The organism is Kiloniellales bacterium, assembly GCA_030066685.1.
In the GTDB taxonomy this organism is placed as follows: Bacteria; Pseudomonadota; Alphaproteobacteria; order Kiloniellales; family JAKSBE01; genus JAKSBE01.
In genome coordinates, this window is record JASJBF010000010.1 from 82,194 (window position 1) to 104,567 (window position 22,374).

The 22,374-nt window shown below is 68.1% G+C and carries 22 protein-coding genes and 1 tRNA gene; 6 read left to right on the plus strand and 17 right to left on the minus strand.

The window, feature by feature from the left end; translation table 11 throughout:
- Positions 1 to 114 precede the first annotated feature (114 nt).
- A complete protein-coding gene (locus tag QNJ30_08210) occupies positions 115 to 1,305 on the minus strand; it encodes an aminotransferase class I/II-fold pyridoxal phosphate-dependent enzyme (protein MDJ0943434.1) in 1,191 nt (396 codons plus the stop codon).
- Between the two features lie 257 nt (positions 1,306 to 1,562).
- Positions 1,563 to 2,909, minus strand: a complete 1,347-nt coding sequence (gene amt, locus QNJ30_08215) for an ammonium transporter (GenBank protein ID MDJ0943435.1) — start codon at positions 2,907 to 2,909, stop codon at positions 1,563 to 1,565.
- Positions 2,910 to 3,249: 340 nt separating this feature from the next.
- Here amt and QNJ30_08220 point away from each other — a divergent pair, with 340 nt between their 5' ends.
- Positions 3,250 to 4,551, plus strand: a complete 1,302-nt coding sequence (locus tag QNJ30_08220) for a UbiH/UbiF/VisC/COQ6 family ubiquinone biosynthesis hydroxylase (GenBank protein MDJ0943436.1) — start codon at positions 3,250 to 3,252, stop codon at positions 4,549 to 4,551.
- A gap of 35 nt (positions 4,552 to 4,586) precedes the next feature.
- Here QNJ30_08220 and QNJ30_08225 read toward each other — a convergent pair whose 3' ends face one another.
- The 6 genes from QNJ30_08225 to QNJ30_08250 all read right to left on the minus strand — a co-directional run bounded on the left by QNJ30_08225 (position 4,587) and on the right by QNJ30_08250 (position 9,081).
- Entirely contained in the window at positions 4,587 to 5,861 is a 1,275-nt protein-coding gene (locus tag QNJ30_08225; protein MDJ0943437.1) for a Xaa-Pro peptidase family protein, read from the minus strand.
- Positions 5,862 to 6,060: 199 nt separating this feature from the next.
- Positions 6,061 to 6,456 carry a DUF971 domain-containing protein gene (locus tag QNJ30_08230; protein MDJ0943438.1) on the minus strand — a complete coding sequence of 132 codons (396 nt, stop codon included), beginning with the start codon at positions 6,454 to 6,456 and terminating at the stop codon, positions 6,061 to 6,063.
- Positions 6,457 to 6,475: 19 nt separating this feature from the next.
- Positions 6,476 to 6,679 (minus strand): Trm112 family protein, encoded by a 204-nt coding sequence (locus QNJ30_08235; GenBank protein MDJ0943439.1) that lies wholly within the window; start codon positions 6,677 to 6,679, stop codon positions 6,476 to 6,478.
- Between the two features lie 41 nt (positions 6,680 to 6,720).
- Positions 6,721 to 7,377, minus strand: coding sequence for an LON peptidase substrate-binding domain-containing protein (locus QNJ30_08240; GenBank protein MDJ0943440.1), 657 nt, complete (start codon positions 7,375 to 7,377; stop codon positions 6,721 to 6,723).
- Positions 7,374 to 8,303: a co-chaperone YbbN gene (locus tag QNJ30_08245; GenBank protein ID MDJ0943441.1), complete on the minus strand. Its 930-nt coding sequence runs from the start codon at positions 8,301 to 8,303 to the stop codon at positions 7,374 to 7,376. Before QNJ30_08245 ends, QNJ30_08240 begins: the two co-directional genes overlap by 4 nt.
- Positions 8,304 to 8,532: 229 nt before the next feature.
- Entirely contained in the window at positions 8,533 to 9,081 is a 549-nt protein-coding gene (locus QNJ30_08250) for a prolyl-tRNA synthetase associated domain-containing protein (GenBank protein MDJ0943442.1), read from the minus strand.
- Positions 9,082 to 9,251: 170 nt separating this feature from the next.
- Between QNJ30_08250 and QNJ30_08255 the strand changes: the two genes are divergently transcribed.
- Positions 9,252 to 9,326: transfer RNA gene (locus QNJ30_08255), tRNA-Gly, on the plus strand.
- A 40-nt stretch (positions 9,327 to 9,366) separates the two neighbouring features.
- Here QNJ30_08255 and QNJ30_08260 read toward each other — a convergent pair.
- The 6 genes from QNJ30_08260 to QNJ30_08285 all read right to left on the minus strand — a co-directional run bounded on the left by QNJ30_08260 (position 9,367) and on the right by QNJ30_08285 (position 14,844).
- On the minus strand, positions 9,367 to 10,446 hold the full coding sequence (locus tag QNJ30_08260; protein MDJ0943443.1) for a hypothetical protein: 1,080 nt from the start codon (positions 10,444 to 10,446) through the stop codon (positions 9,367 to 9,369).
- A gap of 193 nt (positions 10,447 to 10,639) precedes the next feature.
- Positions 10,640 to 11,263 carry a peptidoglycan-binding protein gene (locus tag QNJ30_08265; protein MDJ0943444.1) on the minus strand — a complete coding sequence of 208 codons (624 nt, stop codon included), beginning with the start codon at positions 11,261 to 11,263 and terminating at the stop codon, positions 10,640 to 10,642.
- A gap of 9 nt (positions 11,264 to 11,272) precedes the next feature.
- Positions 11,273 to 11,674: an EF-hand domain-containing protein gene (locus tag QNJ30_08270; protein ID MDJ0943445.1), complete on the minus strand. Its 402-nt coding sequence runs from the start codon at positions 11,672 to 11,674 to the stop codon at positions 11,273 to 11,275.
- A 57-nt stretch (positions 11,675 to 11,731) separates the two neighbouring features.
- Complete coding sequence (locus QNJ30_08275) at positions 11,732 to 12,280, minus strand: PAS domain-containing protein (GenBank protein ID MDJ0943446.1); 549 nt, start codon at positions 12,278 to 12,280, stop codon at positions 11,732 to 11,734.
- Between the two features lie 309 nt (positions 12,281 to 12,589).
- Positions 12,590 to 14,329: an ATP-binding protein gene (locus QNJ30_08280; GenBank protein ID MDJ0943447.1), complete on the minus strand. Its 1,740-nt coding sequence runs from the start codon at positions 14,327 to 14,329 to the stop codon at positions 12,590 to 12,592.
- Positions 14,330 to 14,643: 314 nt separating this feature from the next.
- A complete protein-coding gene (locus tag QNJ30_08285) occupies positions 14,644 to 14,844 on the minus strand; it encodes a hypothetical protein (GenBank protein MDJ0943448.1) in 201 nt (66 codons plus the stop codon).
- A 713-nt stretch (positions 14,845 to 15,557) separates the two neighbouring features.
- Here QNJ30_08285 and QNJ30_08290 point away from each other — a divergent pair.
- From QNJ30_08290 to QNJ30_08300, 3 genes are all read left to right on the plus strand, one after another.
- Positions 15,558 to 16,535 (plus strand): ABC transporter substrate binding protein, encoded by a 978-nt coding sequence (locus tag QNJ30_08290; protein ID MDJ0943449.1) that lies wholly within the window; start codon positions 15,558 to 15,560, stop codon positions 16,533 to 16,535.
- Positions 16,536 to 16,820: 285 nt separating this feature from the next.
- Positions 16,821 to 17,693, plus strand: coding sequence for a substrate-binding domain-containing protein (locus QNJ30_08295; GenBank protein ID MDJ0943450.1), 873 nt, complete (start codon positions 16,821 to 16,823; stop codon positions 17,691 to 17,693).
- A 464-nt stretch (positions 17,694 to 18,157) separates the two neighbouring features.
- Positions 18,158 to 19,093 (plus strand): OmpA family protein, encoded by a 936-nt coding sequence (locus QNJ30_08300; protein MDJ0943451.1) that lies wholly within the window; start codon positions 18,158 to 18,160, stop codon positions 19,091 to 19,093.
- Between the two features lie 117 nt (positions 19,094 to 19,210).
- Here the strand turns inward: QNJ30_08300 and QNJ30_08305 are convergent, their stop codons facing one another.
- Positions 19,211 to 20,461: a cyclopropane-fatty-acyl-phospholipid synthase family protein gene (locus QNJ30_08305; GenBank protein MDJ0943452.1), complete on the minus strand. Its 1,251-nt coding sequence runs from the start codon at positions 20,459 to 20,461 to the stop codon at positions 19,211 to 19,213.
- A 213-nt stretch (positions 20,462 to 20,674) separates the two neighbouring features.
- Here QNJ30_08305 and QNJ30_08310 point away from each other — a divergent pair, with 213 nt between their 5' ends.
- Positions 20,675 to 21,244, plus strand: coding sequence for a hemerythrin domain-containing protein (locus QNJ30_08310; protein MDJ0943453.1), 570 nt, complete (start codon positions 20,675 to 20,677; stop codon positions 21,242 to 21,244).
- 96 nt (positions 21,245 to 21,340) lie between these two features.
- Here QNJ30_08310 and QNJ30_08315 read toward each other — a convergent pair whose 3' ends face one another.
- Both QNJ30_08315 and QNJ30_08320 read right to left on the minus strand, forming a co-directional pair.
- A complete protein-coding gene (locus QNJ30_08315) occupies positions 21,341 to 21,886 on the minus strand; it encodes a DUF2914 domain-containing protein (protein ID MDJ0943454.1) in 546 nt (181 codons plus the stop codon).
- An 83-nt stretch (positions 21,887 to 21,969) separates the two neighbouring features.
- Positions 21,970 to 22,284 (minus strand): hypothetical protein, encoded by a 315-nt coding sequence (locus tag QNJ30_08320; GenBank protein MDJ0943455.1) that lies wholly within the window; start codon positions 22,282 to 22,284, stop codon positions 21,970 to 21,972.
- Positions 22,285 to 22,374: the final 90 nt, after the last annotated feature.

A 22,374-nucleotide genomic window follows, 5' to 3' on the forward strand; every position in this document is an offset into this window, starting at 1 on the left:
ACGCGGCGCTGCAGAAACTGGTTGCCGGGCGCCGGGCCACCGGCCTGCCGTCGCGAGGCTGCGGCCGCGCTTTGCCGAGCCGCCATGGCTATCTCCATCTCCAGTCCGTCGCCCTCATTGCAGCACCTCGACCAAGCGGCCGAGAGCGGCTTCCGTAAGTGCGGGATCGTCGACGAGAGCTATACGGATATAGGGAGCCCCGGGCGCGGAGTCATCGCCTTCCTGACCGCACATGTAGGCGCCCGGCAGGACCCGGATCCCGGCTTCGCGCCAGAGCTTGAGCGCCGCCGCCTCGCCATCGCCCACGTCCAGCCAGAGAAAGAAGCCGCCGGCCGGCCGGCGGGCGCCGAAGCGGTTGCCCAGGACCCGCTCGGCGACGGCGAAGTTTTCCCGATAGCGTTGCCGATTGGCCACAACATGGGCCTCGTCCTGCCAGAGCCGCGTGCCCGCCGCAAGGACCGGCAGCGGCACGCCGGCGCCGCCGAAGCGGAAGGCCTGGTCCAGGCGATCGATCAGCGCCGGATCGCCGGCCACGAAGCCGCAGCGCAGCCCGGCCGCGCTGGAGCGCTTGGACAGGGAATGGAAGGCCAGGACGCCCTCCAGGTTGCCGCTGGCGGCGGCGAGCTGCAAGGCGCCCGGCGGCGGGTCGTCGAAGTAGATTTCGGAATAGCACTCGTCGAAGGCCGCGACGAAGCCGTGTGTCCGGGCGCTCTCGATCAGCGCGGCCTGCTTGGCGGCCTCGGCGACCGCGCCCTGCGGGTTGGCCGGAGAGCAGAGATAGGCCAGGGCGGCGCGCGCCAGGATCGCCGGGTCCAGGGCGGTGTAGTCCGGCTGGAAGCCGGTCTCGGCGGTGGCCGGCACCATGACCGCTTGGGCCCCGACCGCGGCCGCCGCGCCGGAATAGACGTGATAGGCCGGGTTGGGCATCAGGATGGCGCCCCTCCCCTCCCCTCCCCCGGCCAGAACGACCGCGGCGAAGAACAGGCCCTCGCGCGAGCCGGGCAGGGGCAGGACGTGGCGCTCCGGATCGAGGAAATCCTCCGGCAGGCCGTAGCGGCGGTTGAGCCAGGCGACCGCGGCCGCGCGGTAGGCGACGTCGCCGCGCGGCGGCGGGTAGCGCGACCAGCCCGCCGCCGCCTCGGCGATCGCATCGGCGACGAAGTCCGGCGGCGCGTTGCGCGGCTCGCCCACCTGCAGGAGGACCGGCTTGCCCTTCGGACCGACCGAGGGCCCCGGCGGGATGCCGTCGAGCAAGGCGGCAAGTCGCAGGAAGGGATGAAAGGCCTGAAGCTGCGCTTCGCTCAAATCGGCTCGGCTCCGCTCATGGCTGTGACGAGGAGGCCTGGTGCCCCGGTTCGCCGCCGCGGGGGGACAAAAGCCTGGGAAATCTAGTGGTTGCCCTGCCGCGGGACAAGGCGGAAGCCCGGATCGGCCCCGCAGCGGCAGCTTTAGCCCCGGAATGCGGCCAGATTTCGACCGCGGTGCGGGCGCTTTTGTGTTTCAGAGACAAAAAGGGCCCGGGCGGAGTGCGCCGCCCGGGCCCGGAGGGGAAGGGGTTCAGGTCAGATGGCCTGCGACCCCCTGCCGAATTCCGGATAGGCCTCCTGGCCCAGCTCCATGGTGTCCAGCCCGGCGTGCTCCTCCTCTTCGCTGACCCGGATGCCGAGGGTGAACTTGAGCGCCAGCCAGAGGACGGCGCTGGTCACCGCCACGAAGGCGCCGACCGCGACGATGCCGATCACCTGGACGCCCAGGCTGCCGGCGCCGAAGATGCCGACCGCCAGGGTGCCCCAGATGCCGGCCACCAGGTGCGCCGGGATGGCCCCGACCACGTCGTCGATCCGCAGCTTGTCGAGCAGCGGCACGCTGGCCACCACCAGGACACCGCCGATGCCGCCGATCAGGATCGACAAGAGGTGGTTCTGCAGGTCGGGCCCGGCGGTGATCGAGACCAGGCCGGCGATGGCGCCGTTCAGGGCCATGGTCAGGTCGATCTTCTTGAAAACGATCTGGCTCGCCGCCATGGCCGCGATCACGCCGCCGGCCGCGGCCAGGTTGGTGTTGACGAAGACGATGGCCATGGCCGAGGCGTCGAGGGCCGAGCCCAGGGCCAGCTGCGAGCCGCCGTTGAAGCCGAACCAGCCGAGCCAGAGCACGAAGGTGCCCAGGGTCGCCAGCGGCAGGTTGGCGCCGGGCATGGGGTGGACCTTGCCGTCGGGGCCGTACTTGCCTTTGCGGGCGCCGAGGATGATCGCGCCGGTCAGGGCCGCCCAGCCGCCCACGGAGTGGACGATGGTCGAGCCGGCGAAGTCCGAGAAGCCCATCTCGGAGAGCCAGCCGCCGCCCCAGGTCCAGGCGCCCTGGATCGGATAGATGAAGCCGGTGAGCACGACCACGAAGAGCAGGAAGGGCCAGACCTTGATCCGCTCCGCCAGAGTTCCCGAGACGATCGAGGCCGCGGTCGCCACGAAGACCATCTGGAAGAACCAGTCGGACATGACCGAATAGCCGTTCTCGGTCACCGCGGCGACCAGTTCGGGGGTCGCCTCATCGGCCCCGAGCAACGCGATTTCGGCCTCCGAGGTATTGTAGAGGAGCGAAAAGCTGCCGATCCAGCCGCTGACGTCGGTGTACATCAGGCTGTAGCCGATGAGGTAGTAGAGGATGCCCGCGATCGAATAGAGCGCGATGTTCTTGAGGCAGATGGTCGCCGTGTTCTTGGAGCGGACCAGGCCCGATTCCAGCATCGCGAAGCCCGCCGCCATCCACATGACCAGCGCGCCGCAAACCAGGAATGAAAAGGTGTTGAAGACGTAGGCGGTCTCGGCCGAGACCTCCGCCCAAGCCGGTGACGCGACCAGTAGGCCGCCGAGGCCGGCCAGAACGGCCAGGCCTGTCTTGTGGTTCATGCGGATCATCGCTCCCTCCTGCAAGTCCAGGTGATCGGGCCGGATCGAAACGCCGAAAGCGCACGGCTTCCCGCCGCCCGGTGATCTCGGCCCTGCCCCCGTCGTTCTCCGCGCCGCTTGTTCAAGCCCCGTGCCAAACCCGGTAGCGGCCTTCGAATGCCATTGGATTCAAACGCCTAGCCCTGGGGCTTAAAACCGCCGAGCGCGCGCGCTCCGGGCGTAGACTGCCTATGAATTAGGCAAAATCGCTCAGACGATCAAAAATTAGGCAGGCAACCCGGCTTTTTCTGCTTCACGACGGCCGCTGCGGGGCAAGTTGCCAGAGCGGCGCGAAGCGGCGATGCTGGCCGCGGTGGCGAGTTCGGAGCGCGAGGGCATGGCGATAGCGGAGATCGAAACCGAGGTCCTGGTCGTCGGCGGCGGCATGGTCGGGCTGACCCTGGCCTGCACCCTGGCCGGCGCCGGGGTGCCGACGGTTCTGCTCGAGCGCCGGGCCCTGGACGACATGGTCGAGGACGCCTTCGACGGCCGGGCCTCGGCCATCGCCCAGGGCTCGCGCCAGGCGCTGGACACCGCCGGCCTCTGGGCCGGGATGGCGCCGCAGGCCCAGCCGATCCTCGACATCCGGGTCTCGGACGGGCAGCTCGGGAGTGCTGGGCTCTGGGAGGGCGCCGCGCCGCTTTTTCTCCACTACGACCACCGCGAGGTCGGCGAACTGCCGCTGGGCTACATCGTCGAGAACCGTGCCATCCGCCTGGCCCTGAACGCGGCCGCGGCCGCGGCGCCGGCGTTGACGGTCCTGGCCCCGGCCGCGCTGGAACAGCTCGACCGCGGCCCCGCCGGGGTCGAGGCGCGGCTGGCGGGCGGCGGGCGGATCCGCGCCCAGGTCGCCGTCGCCGCCGAGGGCCGGCGCTCGCGCCTGCGCGCCGAGGCCGGGATCCGCTGCGCCGAATGGAGCTATCCCCAGACCGGCATCGTCTGCACCATCGCCCACGCAGAGCCGCACCACGGCGTCGCCCACGAGCACTTCCTGCCGGCCGGGCCCTTCGCGGTGCTTCCCATGGTCGACGATGCCGAGGGCCGGCACCGCTCCTCCATCGTCTGGACCGAGCGGTGCGAGCTGGCCGAGGCCATGCTGGCCCTGGACGACGCCGCCTTCTCGGCGGAGATGCAGCGGCGCTTCGGCGACAGCCTGGGCCGGATCCGCCTGCTCGGGCAGCGTTGGTCTTATCCGCTGTCGCTGCTGCACGCCGAGCGCTATATCGACCGGCGCCTGGCCCTGGTCGGCGACGCGGCCCACGGCATCCACCCGATCGCCGGACAGGGCCTAAACCTCGGCCTGCGCGACGTCGCGGTCCTGGCCGAGACCCTGGTCGACGCCCGGCGCCTGGGCCTGGACCTCGGCGGCGGCCCGGCCCTGGCCCGCTACCAGCGCTGGCGCCGCTTCGACAACGTTATGCTGACCGTGGTCACCGACGGCCTGAACCGGCTCTTTTCCAACGACTTCGGCCCCCTGCGCCTGGCCCGCGGCCTCGGCCTGGCCGCGGTCGGCCGCATCGCGCCGCTGAAGCGCCTCCTGATGCGCCACGCCATGGGCCTTGAGGGCGACCTCCCCCGCCTGATCCGCGGCCAGCCGCTGTAGTCGCAGGCGGCCGCCGGCGGACTGCAGGTCGATCCTTACACGTCCCGCGGCAGCAGGTCGTCCTCGAAGGGGAAGGTCGAGAGGCGCTCGACGCCGGTCTCGGTGACCAGGACCTGCTCCTCCAGCTTGACGCCTTCCTGGCCGCCGACCTCGCCGATGTAGCTCTCGACGCAGAGGGTCATGCCGGCCTCGACCACGCCGTCGTAGCCGCCGCGCACGCCCTCCAGGTCCTGGGCGTAGGCGATGTGCGGGTACTCGTCGCAGAGCCCGACCCCGTGGTAGACCGCGGAATAGCGGTTGGGCGCGAACTTCGGCGGCAGGACGTAGGACAGCTCGGCCAGCTCGCGGAAGCTCATCCCGGCCTTGAGGATGCCGATGTTGTGCTCGATCTGCTCCACCGCCATGGTGTAGAGGCGGCGTTGTTCCTCGCTCGGCCGCCCGGGGCCGCAGAAGTGCGCGCGCGAGATGTCGGCGCAGTAGCTGAAGGGCCCGATCAGGTCGGTGTCGTAGCAGACCAGCTCGCCCGGCCGAATGATCCGGTCGCTGCATTCCTGGAACCAGGGGTTGGTCCGGGTGCCCGAGGACAGCAGGCGGGTCTCGATCCATTCGCCGCCCCTCGCGATGTTGACCTGGTGCAGGATCGACCAGAGCTCGTTCTCGGTCATCCCGGCCTCCAGGGTCTCGCGCATCTGCGCCATGCCGGCCTCGCAGACCGCGATGGCCTGGACCATGCAGGCCAGCTCGTCCGGCGACTTGATCAGCCGGGCCAGCTCCATGACCTCCTGGCCTTCGCAGATCTCGATGCCCAGCTCGGCCAAGGCCGCCGCCCCCGCTGGGTCGCAGTGGTCGAGCGCCAGGCGCCGGTTGCCGCCGCCGTGCCGCTGCACCAGGTCCGCGGTCTCGTCGGCCCAGGCCTTGGCCCGCGCCGCAACCTTGGGTCCGGCGCCGAAGTAGAACCAGGAGCAGGTCGGGCGCACCTCGTCGACGGTCTCGATGCCCTGGGACAGGTGCTCGCAGTTGTGGAAGTCGAAGAGCACCACCGGCCCTTCGGTCGGGATGAAGCAGTAGCGCGCCCGGTTGTGCAGGATCCAGACCGTCATGTTCCGCGTGCCCGTGGCGTAGCGGATGTTGATCGGGTCGAAGAGCAGGATGCCGGCGTAGTCGCGGGCCCTCAGCTGCGCGCGCACCCGGCCTAGGCGGTAGGCCCGCAGCCTGCGCAGGTCGACGGCGTCCTCGCTGTCGCTCAGCGACGGCAGGAGCGGCTTGACGACCGGGGTTTGGGCGGGGCCGGGCTGGGTGTCGGGCGCCATGCTGGTCTCCTGTCGCAAGGGACGACTTTCCTTGCAAGCAGAAACCCAGGCAACTCAGAGGTCTAACGCAGGTGCGACACAAGCGCGGCTTTGCGACTCCTCGGGGCGCGGGCTTCGGAGACACTGGTCCGAAGGGCGGGGCCTTGTTGCCCTGCCATCAAGGGGGAGGAGGCCGTCGGACCGGATCTGTACGAGACGGTCAGCCCCGGTCGGGCGGGTCGCGGGACAGGCCCTGGGCCGCCAGGGCGTCGAGGTAGGCCTGCCACTTCTCCTCCCGGGCCTCGCCCAGCTCGTAGAGGTACTTCCAGGAGAAAATGCCGGTGTCGTGCAGGTCGTCGAAGCGGATCTTGACCGCGTAGTTGCCGACCGGCTCGATCTCCAGGATGCCGACGTGGCGCCGGCCGGACACGGTCTGCTTCTGGCCCGGCCCGTGGCCCTGGACCTCGGCCGAGGGGCTCTCGACCCGCAGGTACTCCGCCGGATAGGAGAAGGTCACCCCGTTGTCGAAGTCGATCTCCAGGCGCTTCTCCGCGCTGACGTAGCGGATTTCGCTCGGCCAGTGCGTGGTTTCCAGCGCGGCATCCCGCTCGCTCATGGCCGCCGGCTCCCGGGCCTCAGGACTCGAGCGGCCGGGCTTCGTCGCGCAGCATGATCGGGATGCCGTCGCGGATCGGATAGGCCAGGCCGGCCTGGCGGCTGATCAGCTCCTGGTGCTCGGCGTCGTACTCGAGCGGCCCCTTGGTCACCGGACAGACCAGGATCTCCAGGAGCTTGCGGTCCACGCCCGCGCCCTTGCCTTGCTTCGCTTCCTCGGACATCACCGTGATCTCCCGTCCAAGCGCCCCGGCGGGGGCCGCGCTCAGTGCCTGACCAGGTCTTCGCCGCTCTCGACCTTCGACATCTCCAGCACCGCGAAGAGCGTGTCGGCCCTGGCCGCCAGGGTCTGGGCCTCGAGGAGCGCCTGCTTCTCCGGCGGCTCGAAGGGGCAGAGCATGGCCATGGTGTTGACCAGGGTCTCGCCGTTCAGGCGGGCCACCGCCTGCCAGTCCACGGAAAGCTCGCGCTCGGCGAAGAACTGCCGCAGCGCCGTCATTAGGCGCTCGCGGTCGAGCTCGATCGCCTCCTCCTCGAGATCGCCGCGAAAGGCGTCGAAGGTCGGCGCGACCCGGCGGTAGCCGTTGTACGGCTCGAGCTCCCGCGCCACGGAAAAGCGCAGCAGGCCACGCAGGGTGATCAGGTAGCGGCCGTCGTCGGTCTCGTTGAAGGCGGCGATCTGGCCGGCGCAGCCGACGTCGTAGATCGCGGCACCGCCCGGATCGTCCTCGCCGTCGCGCGGCTGGACCATCCCGATCAGGCGCGAGCCGGCCAGGGCGTCCTGGACCATGCAGAGGTAGCGCGGCTCGAAGATGTTGAGCGGCAGGTGGCCGCGCGGCAAAAGCAGCGCACCCGGCAGGGGAAAGACCGGCAGGTCCGGGGGCAGATCCTCGAAGTCGGGATCGAAGGGATGCGGGCTCATGAAAACAGCAGCGAGGACAGCTTGCGCCGGGTCGCCAGGGTCAGCGGGTCGGTCGGCCCCCAGGCCTCGAAGAACTTGACCAGCTGCTTGCGGGCCGCCTCCTCGTTCCAGTTGCGGTCGCGGCGCAGGATCTCCATCAGCTCGTCGGCCGCGCCTTCTTTCTGGCCGGCGGCGTAGAGCGCCATGGCCAGGTCGAAGCGCGCCTGATGGTCGCCGGGATTGGCGCCGACCTGGCTGTGCAGCGCCGCCAGGTCGCCGGCGTCGCCGCCGGCCAGCTCCAGCTCGATCGCCGCGGCCACGGCGGAGACCTCCGGCTTGGCCTGCATCTCGGCGGTCAGGGCGTCGTACATTTCTTTCGCGCCCTGGGCGTCGCCGGACAGCAGGTGGCAGCGGATGCTGCCGGCGATGGCGGTGACGTTCTCGGGCTCGACGGCAAGGATCTGGCCGTAGAGCGCGGAGGCGGCACCGACCTGGTTCTGGTCCAGGGCGGCCTGGGCCTGCTCCAGCGCCTGGTCCACCGGGTTCGGGCCGACCTCGCCGCCGGTTGCCTCGGCCAGGCGTTTGACGAAGCTCTGGATCTGGCTGTCGGGCAGGGCGCCGACGAAGCCGTCGACCGGGCGGCCCTGGAAGAAGGCGAAGACCGCCGGGATCGACTGGACCCGCAGCTGGGCGGCCAGGGCCTGGTTCTGGTCGATGTCGATCTTGACCAAGCGAACGGCGCCGCGCGCGGCCTTGACCGCCTTCTCCAGCGCCGGGCCCAGCTGCTTGCAGGGGCCGCACCAGGGCGCCCAGAAGTCGACGATCACCGGCACGTCGCGCGAGGCGTCCAGGACGTCGGCGGTGAAGCTCTCGGTGTTGGCGTCCTTGATCAGGTCGGCGGGCAGCTCCGCGCCGGATCCGCCCGACAATCCGATGATGGGTTCCATGCTCTTGTTCCGTTCTGCGGTGGGCCCGCTCTGCGGTCTGCGCGCCTCGGCGCGGCGCCACCGGTGAAGCCATCCGGCGGGGCCGACAGGCCCCCTGTCCCAATACATCTGTTCCAATACATGGCCGCTTTGGTCCCCGCTGGCAAGCCTGCGGCCCTGGCCGCGCGGTCCTCTAGAAGACTGGCGAACACCGCCGCCTGCGACCGATTTCGCGTCCGTCCGGCAGGCTCTAGAGGCCATCCAGGTCGAGGATCAGCGGCGGGTGCCCGACGGCCTCCAGGAAGCGCAGCAGGTCGCCCGGGGCGATGGCCGTGGTCCGGGCGTTGTCCAGCGGGTGGAAGTTCAGCGGGTCGTGGTCCAGGAGGGCTTTGTCCAGCACCATCTGGACCGCCTTGCCGGCATCGTTGATCACGGCGAAGGGCGTGACCGCGCCGGGGATCACGCCCAGGTTGGCCATCAGGCGCTCTGCCGAGCCGAAGGAGAAGCGCCCGCCTTCCAGGGCCGCGGCCAGGGCCTTGAGGTCGACCTCCCGGTCCTCCAGGCAGGTGACCAGCCACATCCGGCCCTTCTTGTTGCGCAGGAAGAGGTTCTTGGTATGGCCGCCGGGCAGCTGGCCGCGTAGGGCCTTGGACTGCTCGACGGTGAACAGCGGCTCGTGCTCGACGGTCCGGGTCTCGATGCCCAGGGCCGCCAGCCGCGCGAGCAGCGCCTCCGGCGTGGCCGGCACGCTGCCGTCGGCCAGCCGGGCTTCGGGTTCGCTCTGCGCGGTCTGGGACATGGACGGCTCCCCCTCTCAAGACGCCAATCTTCCCTAGATAGCGCTCAGGCGCCCCGCCGCTCAAGTCCGCAGCGCGCCGCGGGCCGGCCCCGGTGCTAAAAGCCGGGCCCGCAAAAGGGCCTTGCCAAGGGCCGGGAAAAGGACTACCTCACTGGCCTTCACGCAAGGGTGCGGGCGTAGCTCAGGGGTAGAGCGCAACCTTGCCAAGGTTGAAGTCGTGAGTTCGAATCTCATCGCCCGCTCCATTCTTTCCATCGACATCCTCGGATCTGACCGACGGCACAGCTAGCGTTCCTGCGCGAGCGGCCAGGATTCCGGCGGCTCCGCCTTGAGGGCCTCGAAGTGGCGGCGGAGGTCGTTTCGCATGCGCTTCTGGCCGAACCAGTGGGCCAGGCCGCTGAAAAAGCCGGTCGCTTTGTCGGCGAAGGTGCTGGCGACCAGGACGACCAGGCTGCCGCCCTCGACCGGCAGGGCCAGCAGGACGAACTGCAGCGCCTCGTAGGTGTGACCGACGTAGTACTCGCGCATCGCGAAGACCGTGTAGCCCTCGCCGCCGGCGACGACCTGGTGGGCCAGGATGTAGTTGGGCCGATCGCCGATCTCCCGCTTGGTCCAGTAGTGGCCGTGGACGACGCCGGGGCGCCGGGCTCGGGGATAGTCGGCGAGCGCCGCCGCGAAGTCCGGAAAGAACCGCAGCAGGGGCAGGTTCGCCGGCGTCGATACGGCGGCGAGGCCGGTCTCCGGGTGCAGGACCGTGCCGTTCCGCCGGTAGGGCGCGATGGCCGCCAGGCCCGCCGCGCGGTAGGCGGCATGGCGGGCCAGGAGCAGCTCGCGATAGTACACCGAGGTGGCGCTCTCCGGTCCGGCGGCCGCGTCACCCCAGCTGCCGAGGTTGGCCGCGACGCGCGCGGCCTCGGCCGCCGAGAGGTTGAAGTCGCCGCCGCCCCGGTCGTCGCGGAAGCGCCGGGCTTCGTCCGGCTCGGCGGCGCCGAACTCGAAGCCGTCCCAGCGCGCCGGCCCGTCCTCCAGGGCGCCGGCCGCGACGATGTTGGGATCGCGCACCAGGTTGCGGCCGGTCAGGGCATCCAGGTGGACGGCCGCGACCGGAACGGCCAGGCGCACGGCAACCGCTGCGCTGATGTGGTCCGCGCGCAAGGTCTTCTGGTCCCGGGCCACGACCTCCCCGCGCCGAATCGCGTCGCGCTCGGCCGCCGTGAAGCCCAGCAGGTCGAAGACCTCGTCAATCGAGGGCGGCGCGGTCGCCCGGGCCGGAGCCGGCGCGCCGCAGACTAGGCCCAGCAGGGCCAGGGCCGCCACGAGGCACGAGAGCCGAGGCCTCGCTCCGTCCCGCTTCGGCTCGCGCAAAGCTGACCTCCCGCGCCCTTCGGCTCCTGCTGCACTCCCGCAGCCTGGTCGGCTGCCGGCATTTCTTAGTAGGGTGGGGGCGAAGCCTTCAAAGCTCAAGGCGCCGAGGGTCGAGTCGGCCGCTTGCTGCCGATCCCGGACCGTCGCCGGCGGTCGATCGAACGGCGCCGCCGCCCCGGGCCGGCGTGGTCTGCTAGAGCGTGGCGCGCATCTGCGACATCAGGGACGGCGTCAGCCGGCCGGTCTGTGCACGGCCCTGCTTCGCCTCGAAGCGGCGCACCGCCTCCTCGGTGGCAGGCCCGAGGATGCCGTCCACCGGCCCCTGATAGAGCCCGTGGGCCTTGAGCAGGCGCTGCGCCGAGGCGATGTCCACCGTCTCGGCGTTCGCGCCGTCCCGGCCGGAGCGGATGCGCTCGCGCTTCCACTCCTCGTAGAGCCGCTGTTCCTCGATCTGCTGGCGGACTTCCTCCCTCTGGAGCTCAGACTGGCGCTCGTACTCAAGGCGCCGCCGTTGCTCGGCCCGTTGCTCCGCGCGACGGTCGACGGCGGCCTGCTTTCGCTTCTTCTCGGCGCGCGGCTTGTCGATCAACTCGTTGCCGGCGATGCCGCCGGCGACGGCCAGGCCGCCGATCACCAGGGGATTCTTCGAGACCAGGGCGCCGGCGATGCCGCCGGCCGCGGCGCCGCCGATGGTCCCGGTGTCGATCGTCGATCCCTCGCCGGAGGCCGAGGTGCAGGCCGGCAGCGCGAGGGCCAGGAGGGCCGCGGCGGCCAGGCTCGCGCCGCGCCGGGTGCGGTACTTGGTGCGCGCACTCATCTCAGCCCCCTATTGCGACTCTTCGTAGTTCCGGACCTCATCGAGCGAAAGCGCGCCGTCCTTGTCCTGATCGGCTTCCGCGATGTCGTCCAGCTTGTCGTCCATGACTTCGGAGAAGCTCAGGGCGCCGTCTCCGTTGTCGTCGATCGCTTTGAAGCGCTCGGCACCGAGGACCTCGACCTCGCTCGCTTCGAGACGATAGTCGCCGTCGGAATCCAGGGCCGAGAAGGCCGCGGCCGTATCGGCCGCGATTTCCGCCTCGTCCAGAAGGCCGTCGCCGTCCGTGTCGGCCGCCTCGAAGCCGATTCGCCGGGTCTGTTCCTCGATGTCCTGGGCGAGGACTCCCGCGCCCGGGAGCCATAGGACGAGCGCCGCAAGCAGGCCGCCGAGGACTCGAGAATGGCCTCCCATGATCTACCCCTAGGGTTGCTCGGTCCCGGGAAAGCTAGGGGAAGCCCCTTGCGACTGTCAACGGCGGCAGCCCTCGGCGCCGCCGTCGATGGCGAACTCAAGCCGCGGCGCGCTGTCGCGGATGATCTCGATGACGCGGTGAGACCTTTGGTTGGCACCGAAGGCGCGGCCGGACCAGCCCAGCCTGGCCAGGGTCCCCGACACGAAGCGCGGCACGCCCTTCTCGTCCGACCAGGGAGTCCTAAGGATCTCGACTTCGACGTAGGCCTTGCCGGAATAGAACAGCCGTTCCTTTGAGAGGATCGCCAGGCGATCTCTCAGACAGCGCCGCAGAAGATCCGCGACGTGCGCATGGTCTTCGCTCTCCAGAACGTCGTGAAGGTAATCACCCGTATGGTCTTCGCCGATGACCTCGGCGATCCGCGTGCCGAAGAGGCGAAACCGATAGCCCTCGGGCTGGGCTTCCACGATGAAGACGTTGCCCAGGCACCTGACAAAGGCCTCGGCTCTCAAGTCGGATTTGCGGGCGAGCCGGTCCGGCGCGGGCTGCAGCCGCCTGTAGGCTTCCAGAAAGAGTCCCGCTTCGCGCGTCTGAGGCGAGATCATCGCGTCGCCAGACCTCCGCTCCATGCACCCCCGTTGCAAGTCGCCGCGACCGTCGTCCCGGACCGCAGCATCGAGGCCAAGGAAGACCACGGCCGAGCCCCGACCTCTTCGCAACGACGCCCGCCGGGGCCTTCGGCGAAGGCAGGCAAGGTCGCACCCATACGTCGGATGGCCAAACCACTCTACGGAATTATAGATTACATCTTAAGACATATAAACGCCCTCGGCGCCCGGCGCCGCCCCAAGACGCGAAAAGGCCCCCCGGCGCCGGCCGGGGGGCCCTTCCGTCTTGGGCTTGTCTTGCGCCGTTTAGGCGGCCTGCTCCTGCACCTGGCGCACCGGCAGCCAGAAGCGGACCTGGGTCCCGGTGCCGATGACGCTGCTGATCTCGATGCCGCCGCCGTGCTGATCCATGATCTGTTTCACGGTCGGCAGGCCGAGGCCGACGCCGAAGCTCTTGGTGCTGAACAGCGGCTCGAAGATCTTGGCCAGGGTCTCCTCCGGAATGCCGGGGCCGTTGTCGGCGAAGACCACCTCGACCATCTGGCCGTTGCTGCGGCTGGTGACGTTGAGGACCGGCGGGCGGTCCATCTCGCCACTTTCGGTCGCTTCCACCATGGCCTCGCAGGCGTTGTTGAAGACGTTGACGATGACCCGGCGCAGACGCTCGTGGTCGAAGGCCGTGGTCAGGTCGCCGAGGCTCAGGTTCTTCTGCAGGGTCACGCTCTCCGGCAGGTTCTGCTCGCCGACGGTGAAGTCCAGCCAGTCGTCGAAGCGGGCGTTCTCCAGCGCCAGTGGCGTCGAGCGGGTGAAGTCGAGCAGCTCGTTGATGATGTTGTCGCAGCGCGTAATGGAGCGGTCGGCGCGCTCCAGCGCCGGCTCGACGCCCAGCTCGTGGCCCATGACCTTGCCGCGGACCAGGTAGATCGCGGTGCGGATGGCGCCCAGCGGGTTGCGCAACTCGTGGCTCACCGTCGCGGTCAGCTGACCCAGGGCGGCCAGGCGCTCCTGACGGACCAGGTCGTGCTGGGCCTGCTGCAGCTCGTTGGTGCGCTCCTCGACGCGACGCTCGAGGTCGGTGTTCAGCTGCTTGACCTCTTCGTTGGCCCGCTGCAGCTCGGCAGTACGCTCCTGGACGCGCTGTTCCAGGCTTTCGTTCAGCTTGGTCATGCGCTCGTTCAGGCGGTAGAGCTGGTCGTTGGCCTTGGTCATCTGCATGGTGCGCTCTTCGACGCGGCGCTCCAGCTCCTCGTTGAGGCGCTTCATGCCGTCCGCCGCCTCGCGAGCGATCTCGTTGGCGTGCTCCAGCTCGGAGGTACGCTCCTGGACACGGCCTTCCAGCTCCTCGTTCAGGCGCAGGACCTCCTTCTCGGCCCGCGACATCGATTCGTGGGCGCGCTTCATGGTCTGCAGCTGGCGGTTACGATCGCGAACGTTGCTGTAGAGGATGAAGGCGACCATCACGGCGATCAGGAAAATCATGCCGAGCGCGGTGGGAACCGCTTCCTCTGTGAATTCTTCGCTGAGGTAATCGGCGGTCGCGGTCGAGTCGACGTAGACTTCGATGGCGCCGGCAAAGCGGCCGTCCTTCATGACCGGCACGTAGGCCTCGACGACGTAGGGCACCTCCGAGCCGTAGCGATCCTTGAGCTCGCGGAACCCCTCCCTCTCCACCTTGGCGAAGGTGCGGCCCTGCTGGACCTCTGCGGCGAAGTAGGGCTTGGTGTTCTTGGTGCCCAGATCTTCGAAGCGGGAGGCGACGACGATGATGCCGTCCTGGTTGAAGAACTTGTAGCGGAACACGCCACCGGCCGTCGCGATGGCCGCGATCAGTGCCTGGTCTTCCTCGGAAATCGTCCCGTACTGGAAGGTGGCGTCGGCGTCGCTGAGGTTCTCGTTGACCACCTGGCCCCAGCGAACCGCCTGCTGGGTGGCCAGCTCCCGCAGCATCTGGTTGGAGAAGAACTGCAAGCCATACCAGACCGTCGCCACCGCGCCGACCAGGATGACAAAGAGCGCAAAGCCTAGACCGAAGTCCCTTCTATTCATGCCGAACATCGAGGCATTTCCCCTATCAAATCGCGACCGGCGTACACGGCCGCCATCCAGGCGACACCGCCAGGCCGCGCCGCTTCCTGCAGACTTTCCGCCAGCCTATTGCAGCCAGCGTTGCCCGGGAGGTATACACGTGAACTAGTAAAGCGAGAGTTAAGTTAAACGAATGTTCGCAATTGAAATACAATCGAAGTGGCGCGCTTTTATTTGCGTTTGCCGCCGGATAAGGCAAATAACCTAAATTTTAGCTGGCTTTGTGAGATATCACGGGATCTGGCCCCGCTGGATCGGACCGCTGGACCCCGGCCTCAGCAGTCCTCCTTGCAGGCGGCCGAGCATTCCGGCGCCTTGCCGGACGTGGTCTCCAGGTCGTCCTTGAGCACGCGCAGGCAGCCGGACGCCTTGAAATGAACGCAGACGCTGATGCCGTTGTCCTTGCAGACGCGGCCAAGCTCGCCCTTCGAGCCTTCGCTCTTGAACCTTACGACGTCGCCGACGTTGACCGACATTCGCTCGAACCTCTTCGCGCGTTATTCTGGAGAGGGATCCGCTCTGGATGGACGCCCTGTAACGAAGCCGCAACCTACCGCTCAGAACCCTAACGAGATGCAAATCTGCATGCAGTTTGTCGCTTTTTTTGGGAGATATTCAGCGTTTCACCAGACTAGAAAAAAGCGCGACACCTCCGTCGGGTCAAGTAAAAGTCCGTACCGCGCGCAGGAGCCCCGGCCAGGCAAGGCTTTGGCGGACTGCTTCACGGGCCCGGCCGGCGGGATTGAGCGCCGGCACCGCCCGACGGAGCGCGATGACGTGCCGGGCGCAACGCCCCGTTGCCGGCGGCCGGTCCTCTCGAGCCGGTCCTCTCGAGCCGGTCCTCTCGAGCCGATCCTCTCGAGGTTGTCTCGAAGGCCGGGACCGAGTCCCGCCACACAGCCGGCGAGGCCGCTTGGCGGCGGGTCCGCGCCCGTTCGCTTGACACAAGAAACGATTTAATGAACGTCGGAGCATCATGTAAAGCCTAGGCTTTTACTTGGAGAATGCGCCGCAGCCGCCGTTTCCACAGCCGTCGCCCGCGCTTCCAGGAACCAAAATCCTCGGGGACTTAATGTCCAGTTAAGTACAGTTGGCTAGTCTCGGCCCGCTCGCCAGGGAAAGGTCTGTTTACTAAGGACTTCGACGAAACGACGCCCTGGTATTCGAACTTCAATCCGGAGACGGAAACATGAAAGGCAAATCAATCGCCATCGTGCTGGGCGTCCTCGCGATCGGCGCGGTTGCCGTTGGCGGCGGTTACAACTACATGATGGGCGGCGGCGGCAAGCGCGTGCTGTTCATCGACTCCTATCATGCGGGCTATGCCTGGAGCGACGGCATCACGGCCGGGATCCAGCAGGTCATGGCCGACAGCGGCGTCGAGCTCAGAATCCACCGCATGGACACCAAGCGGAACACCTCGGAAGAGTTCAAGAAGCAGGCGGCCCTCGAGGCCAAGGCCCTGATCGAGGAGTTCAAGCCCGACGTCGTCATCGCGACCGACGACAACGCGCAGAAGTACTTGGTCGTGCCCTACTACCGCGGCAGCGACCTGCCCTTCGTCTTCGCCGGCGTCAACTGGGATGCCAGCCCCTACGGCTATCCGGCCAGCAACGTCACCGGCATGGTCGAGGTCTCGCGGCCCGACGAGCTGGTCAACATCCTGCGCACCCTCTCGGGCGGCGTCAGCTTGGGCTCGCTCACCGGCGACACCGCGACCTCGCGCAAGGAGCACGCCTACTACGCCGACCAGATGAACTTCAACTTCGACAAGGCTTCCTACGTGAAGACCTTCGAGCAGTGGAAGCAGGAGTTCGTGCGGCTCCAGGACGAAGTCGACATGCTGTTCATGTATAACAACGCCGGCATCGAAGGCTGGAATGACGACGAGGCGATCCGTTTCGTCCGCGAGAACGCGCGCATTCCCAGCGGCTCGGTGCAGCCGTGGATGGCGCCCTACGTGCTGGTCGCCTACACCAAGAACGCCCAGGAGCAGGGCGAGTGGGCGGCCAAGTCCGCTCTGAAGATCCTGAACGGCACCTCGCCGTCCGCGATTCCGATGACCAAGAACAAGCGGGGCAACATGATCATCAACTCGCAGCTCGCGCAGCGGCTGCAGCTTGAGATCCCCGCCAGCTTGCTGAACTCGGCGGACGACATCCTCTAGAACGCCGGCAAGCGGTCGCTATCGCAGAGACCCCGCCCCGGATGTCCCGGGGCGGGGCTTTGCCGTTTCGGACCTTGCCGTCCGAAGCCGGCGAGGGGTTTGGGCGCGGTTTCTTCATCCCGCCGAGGTCCTTGGGCCAATTCGATTAACGGTGGCGCAAGAAATGCAGACTAAAATCGCCGTTAATCTTCAAGTCGGCTTCTGCTCCAGGCCGAGCGAAATTGGCGGACTTGCCAAACGGACTCGTCCAAAGACCTTGCTCCGAACGGTTCAGCAATGAATGCGATGAAACATCATGCCCGAGCGGTTGCCGCGACCGTCCTCCTCGTGTTCGCGGCGCCGGCCGCCCAGGCGGCCGACCTCACCTGGGCCGGCTGCGCCGGCTGGACGCCCGGCCTTGTGGAAGACCTGGCCGCCGCCTACACGGCTCAGAGCGGATTCTCGGTCACGGTGCAGGGCGGCGGTTCGACGCAGGGCATTCGAGATGTCGCTGCAGGTCGCGCCGAAGTGGGCTGCAGCACGCGGCACAAGGTCTCCAACCCGGACGAGAGGGGCGCTAAGCTGGTCACCGTCGGCTGGGATTCCCTCGTGGCCATCGTGCACCCCTCGAACCCGGTCACCCGGATCTCGAAGAGCGACCTGCAGGCCGTGCTCGAAGGCAAGATTACCCGCTGGAACGCGCTGGGCGGTCCCGATCTGCCCATAGAGGTCGTGGTCCGCGGCGATCCGGAGTCCGGGGTCGGCCTGCTTCTGCGCTCGATCCTCTTTGGCGATCCGAGACACGCCTTCGCCGACGGCGTTACCTCGAAGCCGGACTCCGCGGCGGTCGAGGCCGAAGTGGAACGCAATCCCGGCGCGCTTGCAGTGACGCTGGGCGGCCGGGTCGCGGCGCGACAAGTCAAGGCGCTCGGCTTGGGCAATGCAGTCTCCGGCTACGACACGATCGCCTCGGGCGGCTATCCGCTGGTCATCCCGATGTACCTCGTCGTGCCGAAGCGCGCGAGCGATGACGTCATGAACCTGCTCAAGCTGGTCAAGGGCAACGCCGGACAGCAGATCATCAAGTCCAAGGGCCTGGTCACCATGAAGGACGGCAAGGATCTCTTCGCCCGCTACCAGAAGAGCATCGCCGAGGCACGCAAGAACGCCGCCGAATGACCGCCGCGCGGTGAAGGTCCGTCGCCGGCTCCGCCGACGGGACCGCCCCTCCCCCCGTCTTTGCCGTCGCCTCTCCCGGGGCCGGCCTGACCCGCCCCCGCCGACGGGCCGCCTTCAGCCGGCTGCCGCGCATCGCGCCGGCGATCCGCGGGCCTCTGGCTGCGTTCCGGACCGGGCGCCACCGCCCCAACCGCGCGACCGCGTCCCATCCGCATGATCCGTGGAGAAATCATCTTGAGGTCTAGACGGCCCCTCATGCTGACCATTAGTCACAGAATTCATACAAGCTGAAGCAAATTATAGAAATAAACTATGCCGAATTACTTGAATATTGCGCCGGACTTTTTCTTGTCCGAAGATCCCAAGAACTTGCGGCGCCGAAGGGGGCGGGGGCCGAAACCTCCGCCATGACATCCTGACCTGGGGCGCCGCGAGGGTTCGGCGTCACTGGGAGGACATCGCCAATGCGGAATCTGGGAAAGCTTTCCCTCGTCTGCCTGGGCACCCTTGCCCTTGGTGGCTGTGGGACACGCCTTCAGACGGCCGAGCAGGTTCAGCCGGTCGGCAGCGATTTCCAGGCCGGGCTCTACGAGGGCTACGTCGAGCTCGCCCGCAGCGAGTTCGCCGAGGGCGACTACTTCGATTCCGATTCCTTCGCCGAGCGGGCCATCGCCTCCGCCAGGGGCGAGGCGGTCCTTCCCGAGGCCCTCGAGGCTCGGCGGCTGCCGACGCAGGAGGCCGGCCGTCTGGCCGAGGCCCGCGCCCGTCTGGTCGCAGCACTCGACGGCGGGGCCCGCGAAGGCGATCCGGCCGCGGCGGCGGAAGGCCAGGTCCTGTTCGACTGCTGGATGCAGGAGCAGGAGGAATCGCTGGAATCCGAGGATGCCGCGGCTTGCCGGGAGGGATTCTACCAGGTTCTCGCGACCCTCGAGGCCGGCGTCGCCGCCGCTCAGGCGGCAGCGGTCGAGACCGATCCGACGGTCATGGTGAAGGAGCTGGACGAGCCCGTCGCTTCCGCGGCCGCACCGCAGGGCGGCGAGGCGCCCGGCAGTCCCGGGACCTTCATCGTCTTCTTCGACATCGACACCGCTGCGCTCTCCCCAGAGGCGGAGGAGATCTTGGCCGAGGTGGTACGGGCGGCCAACGAGTCGAGTTCCGCCAAGATCCGGGCCGCCGGCCACGCCGACCTGGCCGGTCCGTCTGACTACAACGAGAGCCTCGCCAAGCGCCGCGCAGATGCGGTCGTGCAGTACCTGGTGCAGAGCGGCGTCGACAAGCTGCGGCTTGAGAGCGAGGGCTTCGGCGAGCGCAAACCGCTGATTCCGACTGACGAGGACGAGTTCCAGCTGCAGAACCGCCGGGTTGAAATCCAGTTCCTGACCGGGCCCGGCGCCGACTAGAGCCGCCTGCGTTCTTTCGAACGCAGATAAGCTGCTCCATCTATATGGAAAAGATCAAACTGCACTCAACCGAAGCCAATCGAGCGCCGTTAGATCCGGCCCCGCCGGCCGAGCGGTTCAGCCCCGGGCCACCTTCAGGTCGCCACCCAGCAGCCCCGCACCCGCGTGAGCCCGCTCCCAACGTTCTATGTAGTCGCGGGTCAACGGCACGCGGTCGACGGACTTGGCGACCTGGATCTGCACGACCATGTGGCCCTGGTGGCGGAAGGCGAGCTCGCTGCCGGACAGGTAGAACTCCCACATGCGGCAGAAGCGTTCGTCATAGAGCTGCGCCGCCCGGTCCCAGTTGGCCAGAAAGCGCTGCCGCCAGCGGCGCAGCGTCTCGGCGTAGTGCAGACGCAGAACCTCGAGGTCGGTGACCCAAAGCCCAGCCGCTTCGATCGGCGGCAGGATCTCGGACAGCGACGGCGTGTAGCCGCCCGGGAAGATGTAGCGGGCCAGCCAGGGATTCGTTGGGCAGGGCGGATCTCGCTGGGCGATGCTGTGGATCAGGGCGACTCCGTCGTCGGACAGCAGCTCGGCGACCTTGCGGAAGAAGCCCGGATAGTTCGGCAGGCCGACGTGCTCGAACATGCCCACCGAGACGATCCGGTCGAAGCGGCCGCTCTGCTGACGGTAGTCGCGCAGCGCGAAGTGGACCTGACGATCCAGACCCGCGCGCGCCGCCCGGGCCCGCGCATGGGCGAGCTGCTCCTCGGAGAGGGTGATGCCGGTCACCCGTGCCTGTGCGGTTTCCGCGAGATAGAGGGCGAGACCGCCCCAGCCCGAGCCGATGTCCAGGACCTCCTGGCCCGGCTCCAGCAGCAGCTTGGCGGCGATATGCCGCTTCTTGGCGAGCTGCGCCTGCTCCAGGTCGCATCCCGGCTCGGGAAAATAGGCGCAGGAATACTGGCGGTCGCGGTCGAGGAAAAGGTCGTAGAGCGACCCGGAGAGGTCGTAGTGGTGGGCGACGTTGCGCCGGGCCTGCGCCACCCCATTGATCTGCATAAGGCGTCGCCAAAGCAGCCTGAGCCGCTCCTGCGCCCGGTCGAGCCAGCCGGCGCTTCGATTGCCCAGGTTGCGGAGCAGCAGGTCGAGCAGGTCGTAGATACGGCCACCCTCGACGGTCAGCGTCCCGTCCATATAGGCCTCGCCCAGGCGAAGCCGCGGATTGAGAAGCAGGCGCCAGGGCAGAATCCTGTCGTGGAAGCGGATCGTGACCCTTGGCCCCCGGCCCGGATCACCAAGGCGATGCGTCGTGCCGAGGGCGTCGTGGATCGTCAGCTCGCCCTCTGTCACGAATCGCCGCAAGAGTCGTGCGAAGAGCATGGGCCGTCTCCCTTTCTTCCCTTTGCTCCGGCCCCACGGCCCTGCCGGCCGTGTGGATGGCATTTTACCTCGAAGGTCCCTGTCTTGGCAGCTAGACCTTTGGTACAAAGAGGCGTTTCCGCCAAGCGGACTACCAATTGATCCGTCTCAAGGCGGCGCGACCCTGATCTGCGTCAAAATTGTTTCAGGCGATTTTTCAGCGGAGGAGACGAGGTGTCGGCCATCATCGATCTGCTGCGGGAGGAGCACAGGAGCCTGGCCCGCCTGCTCAAGGCCCTGGAGCATCAACTCGAGGTCTTCGACCGCGGCGAGGTCCCGGACTACGAGGTGTTCAGCGGGGTCCTCGACTATTGCCAGACCTACTCCGACCGTTACCACCATCCAAAGGAAGACCTGGTGTTCGAGCGCTTGCGGCAGCGGAACCCGGCGGCGGTCGAGGCCTTCGGGGATCTGGAGGCTGAGCACGTCGCCCTGACCGAATCGACCCGCCGCCTGGCCGCCGCGGTGACGGCCGTGCTGGCCGAGGCGGAGATCCCGCGTGCCAACTTCGATTCCCTGGCGCGGAACTTCCTCGCCGACTACTGGGCGCACATGAGCAAGGAGGAGGAGGTCTTCTTCCCGGCGGCTCTGGACGCCCTGTCGGATGACGACTGGAAGGAGCTGGATGCCCGGGTCACCAGCCCCGAGGACCCGCTGTTCGGCGGCGCGGCGGAGGAGCGCTTCGGCCCGCTGCGGGCCCATCTCCTGGCCTGGGATGCGGAAACCAAGGCCGCCGAGGACTAGCCCGCAGCAGCCGGCTCCGGCAGGGCCGCCGCTGACGGCGCCCCTGCCGGAGGCTGCTTGCGAGGGCGCGACGCCCGGGGCGCCGCGCCCCTGACGTCACTGGCTGCCGAGGCTGGAATCGACGCCGGTGTCCGGCGCCGAGGGCTTGCGCTGCGGCAGCTGGCTGATGGCGCTGTTGGTCCTGTCCATCACGCGGAAGGACTTCTGACCGAGCACCTGGCCGGCTTCGCTGACGACCTGCACGTTCCAGAGGCCCGGCTGCAGGTTCACGCTGCTCCAGGTGCGCCAGGACGGCGAAGTGCCGATGTTCGTGTGGATCGTGGCGTGATGATGGTCGTCCCGGGTCCACACGAAAGCCACGCTGGTGGGCGCACCCTGGTTCTTGATCCGGGCGAAGGCGAAACCGCGGCGGTCGGCGCTGGAGAAGCCGTCCACCGGGTCGGCCGGCTCGCGTTCGCTGATCCCCCGGGTCAGGACGAAGTCGCTGATCTCGGGCATCTCGGCCGCCTGGCCGGGCTGCCAGGCCGCGGTGGCCGCAACCAGTGCCGCGGCCAGGGTCAGGATCCATGTTCCCTTGCGGGGCTCGGCCCCGGGGGCCTTGCGGGACCCCGGGCCCCGCAGACTGCAAAGAATCGATCTCATGCTCGCAATTCCGTTTCAGTTGATTTCGATCTTGGACGTATAGGTGCCGCCCCTGGACGTCGGGGCGTAGGAAAGGCGTTCGGTCAGCTGCCGAGAAGCAGCCAGCCGATCAGCCCAAAGAGGATGGTCAAGACGACGAGGTTGCCGAGCGAGAAAGTGGGGAAGCGATGGCGGTCCATCGCTCGGCGCGCGGCGCTGCGTCGTTCGCGTCCGCCGATTATGGCCAGGTAGAAGCGGCCGAAAGGCGTCGGCAGGCTGAAGCGAAAGTCGACCGGGTGGTTGTCCCAGGGGTTCTTCTCCGCGGCGGCGCGGATCGCACGCTCCTGCTCGGCGGATAGCGAGTCCCGCACGTCGGGCGCCAGCACGCGCATGAACTGTTCGGCTCTGACTTCACCCATCAGCATGAGGGTCTTGTCCCTGATCTCACCCCGGTTTCGCCCCTAGGGTCTCGATGGGCCCTGGCGGGTCTCCACTTTTCGGGGTATGAC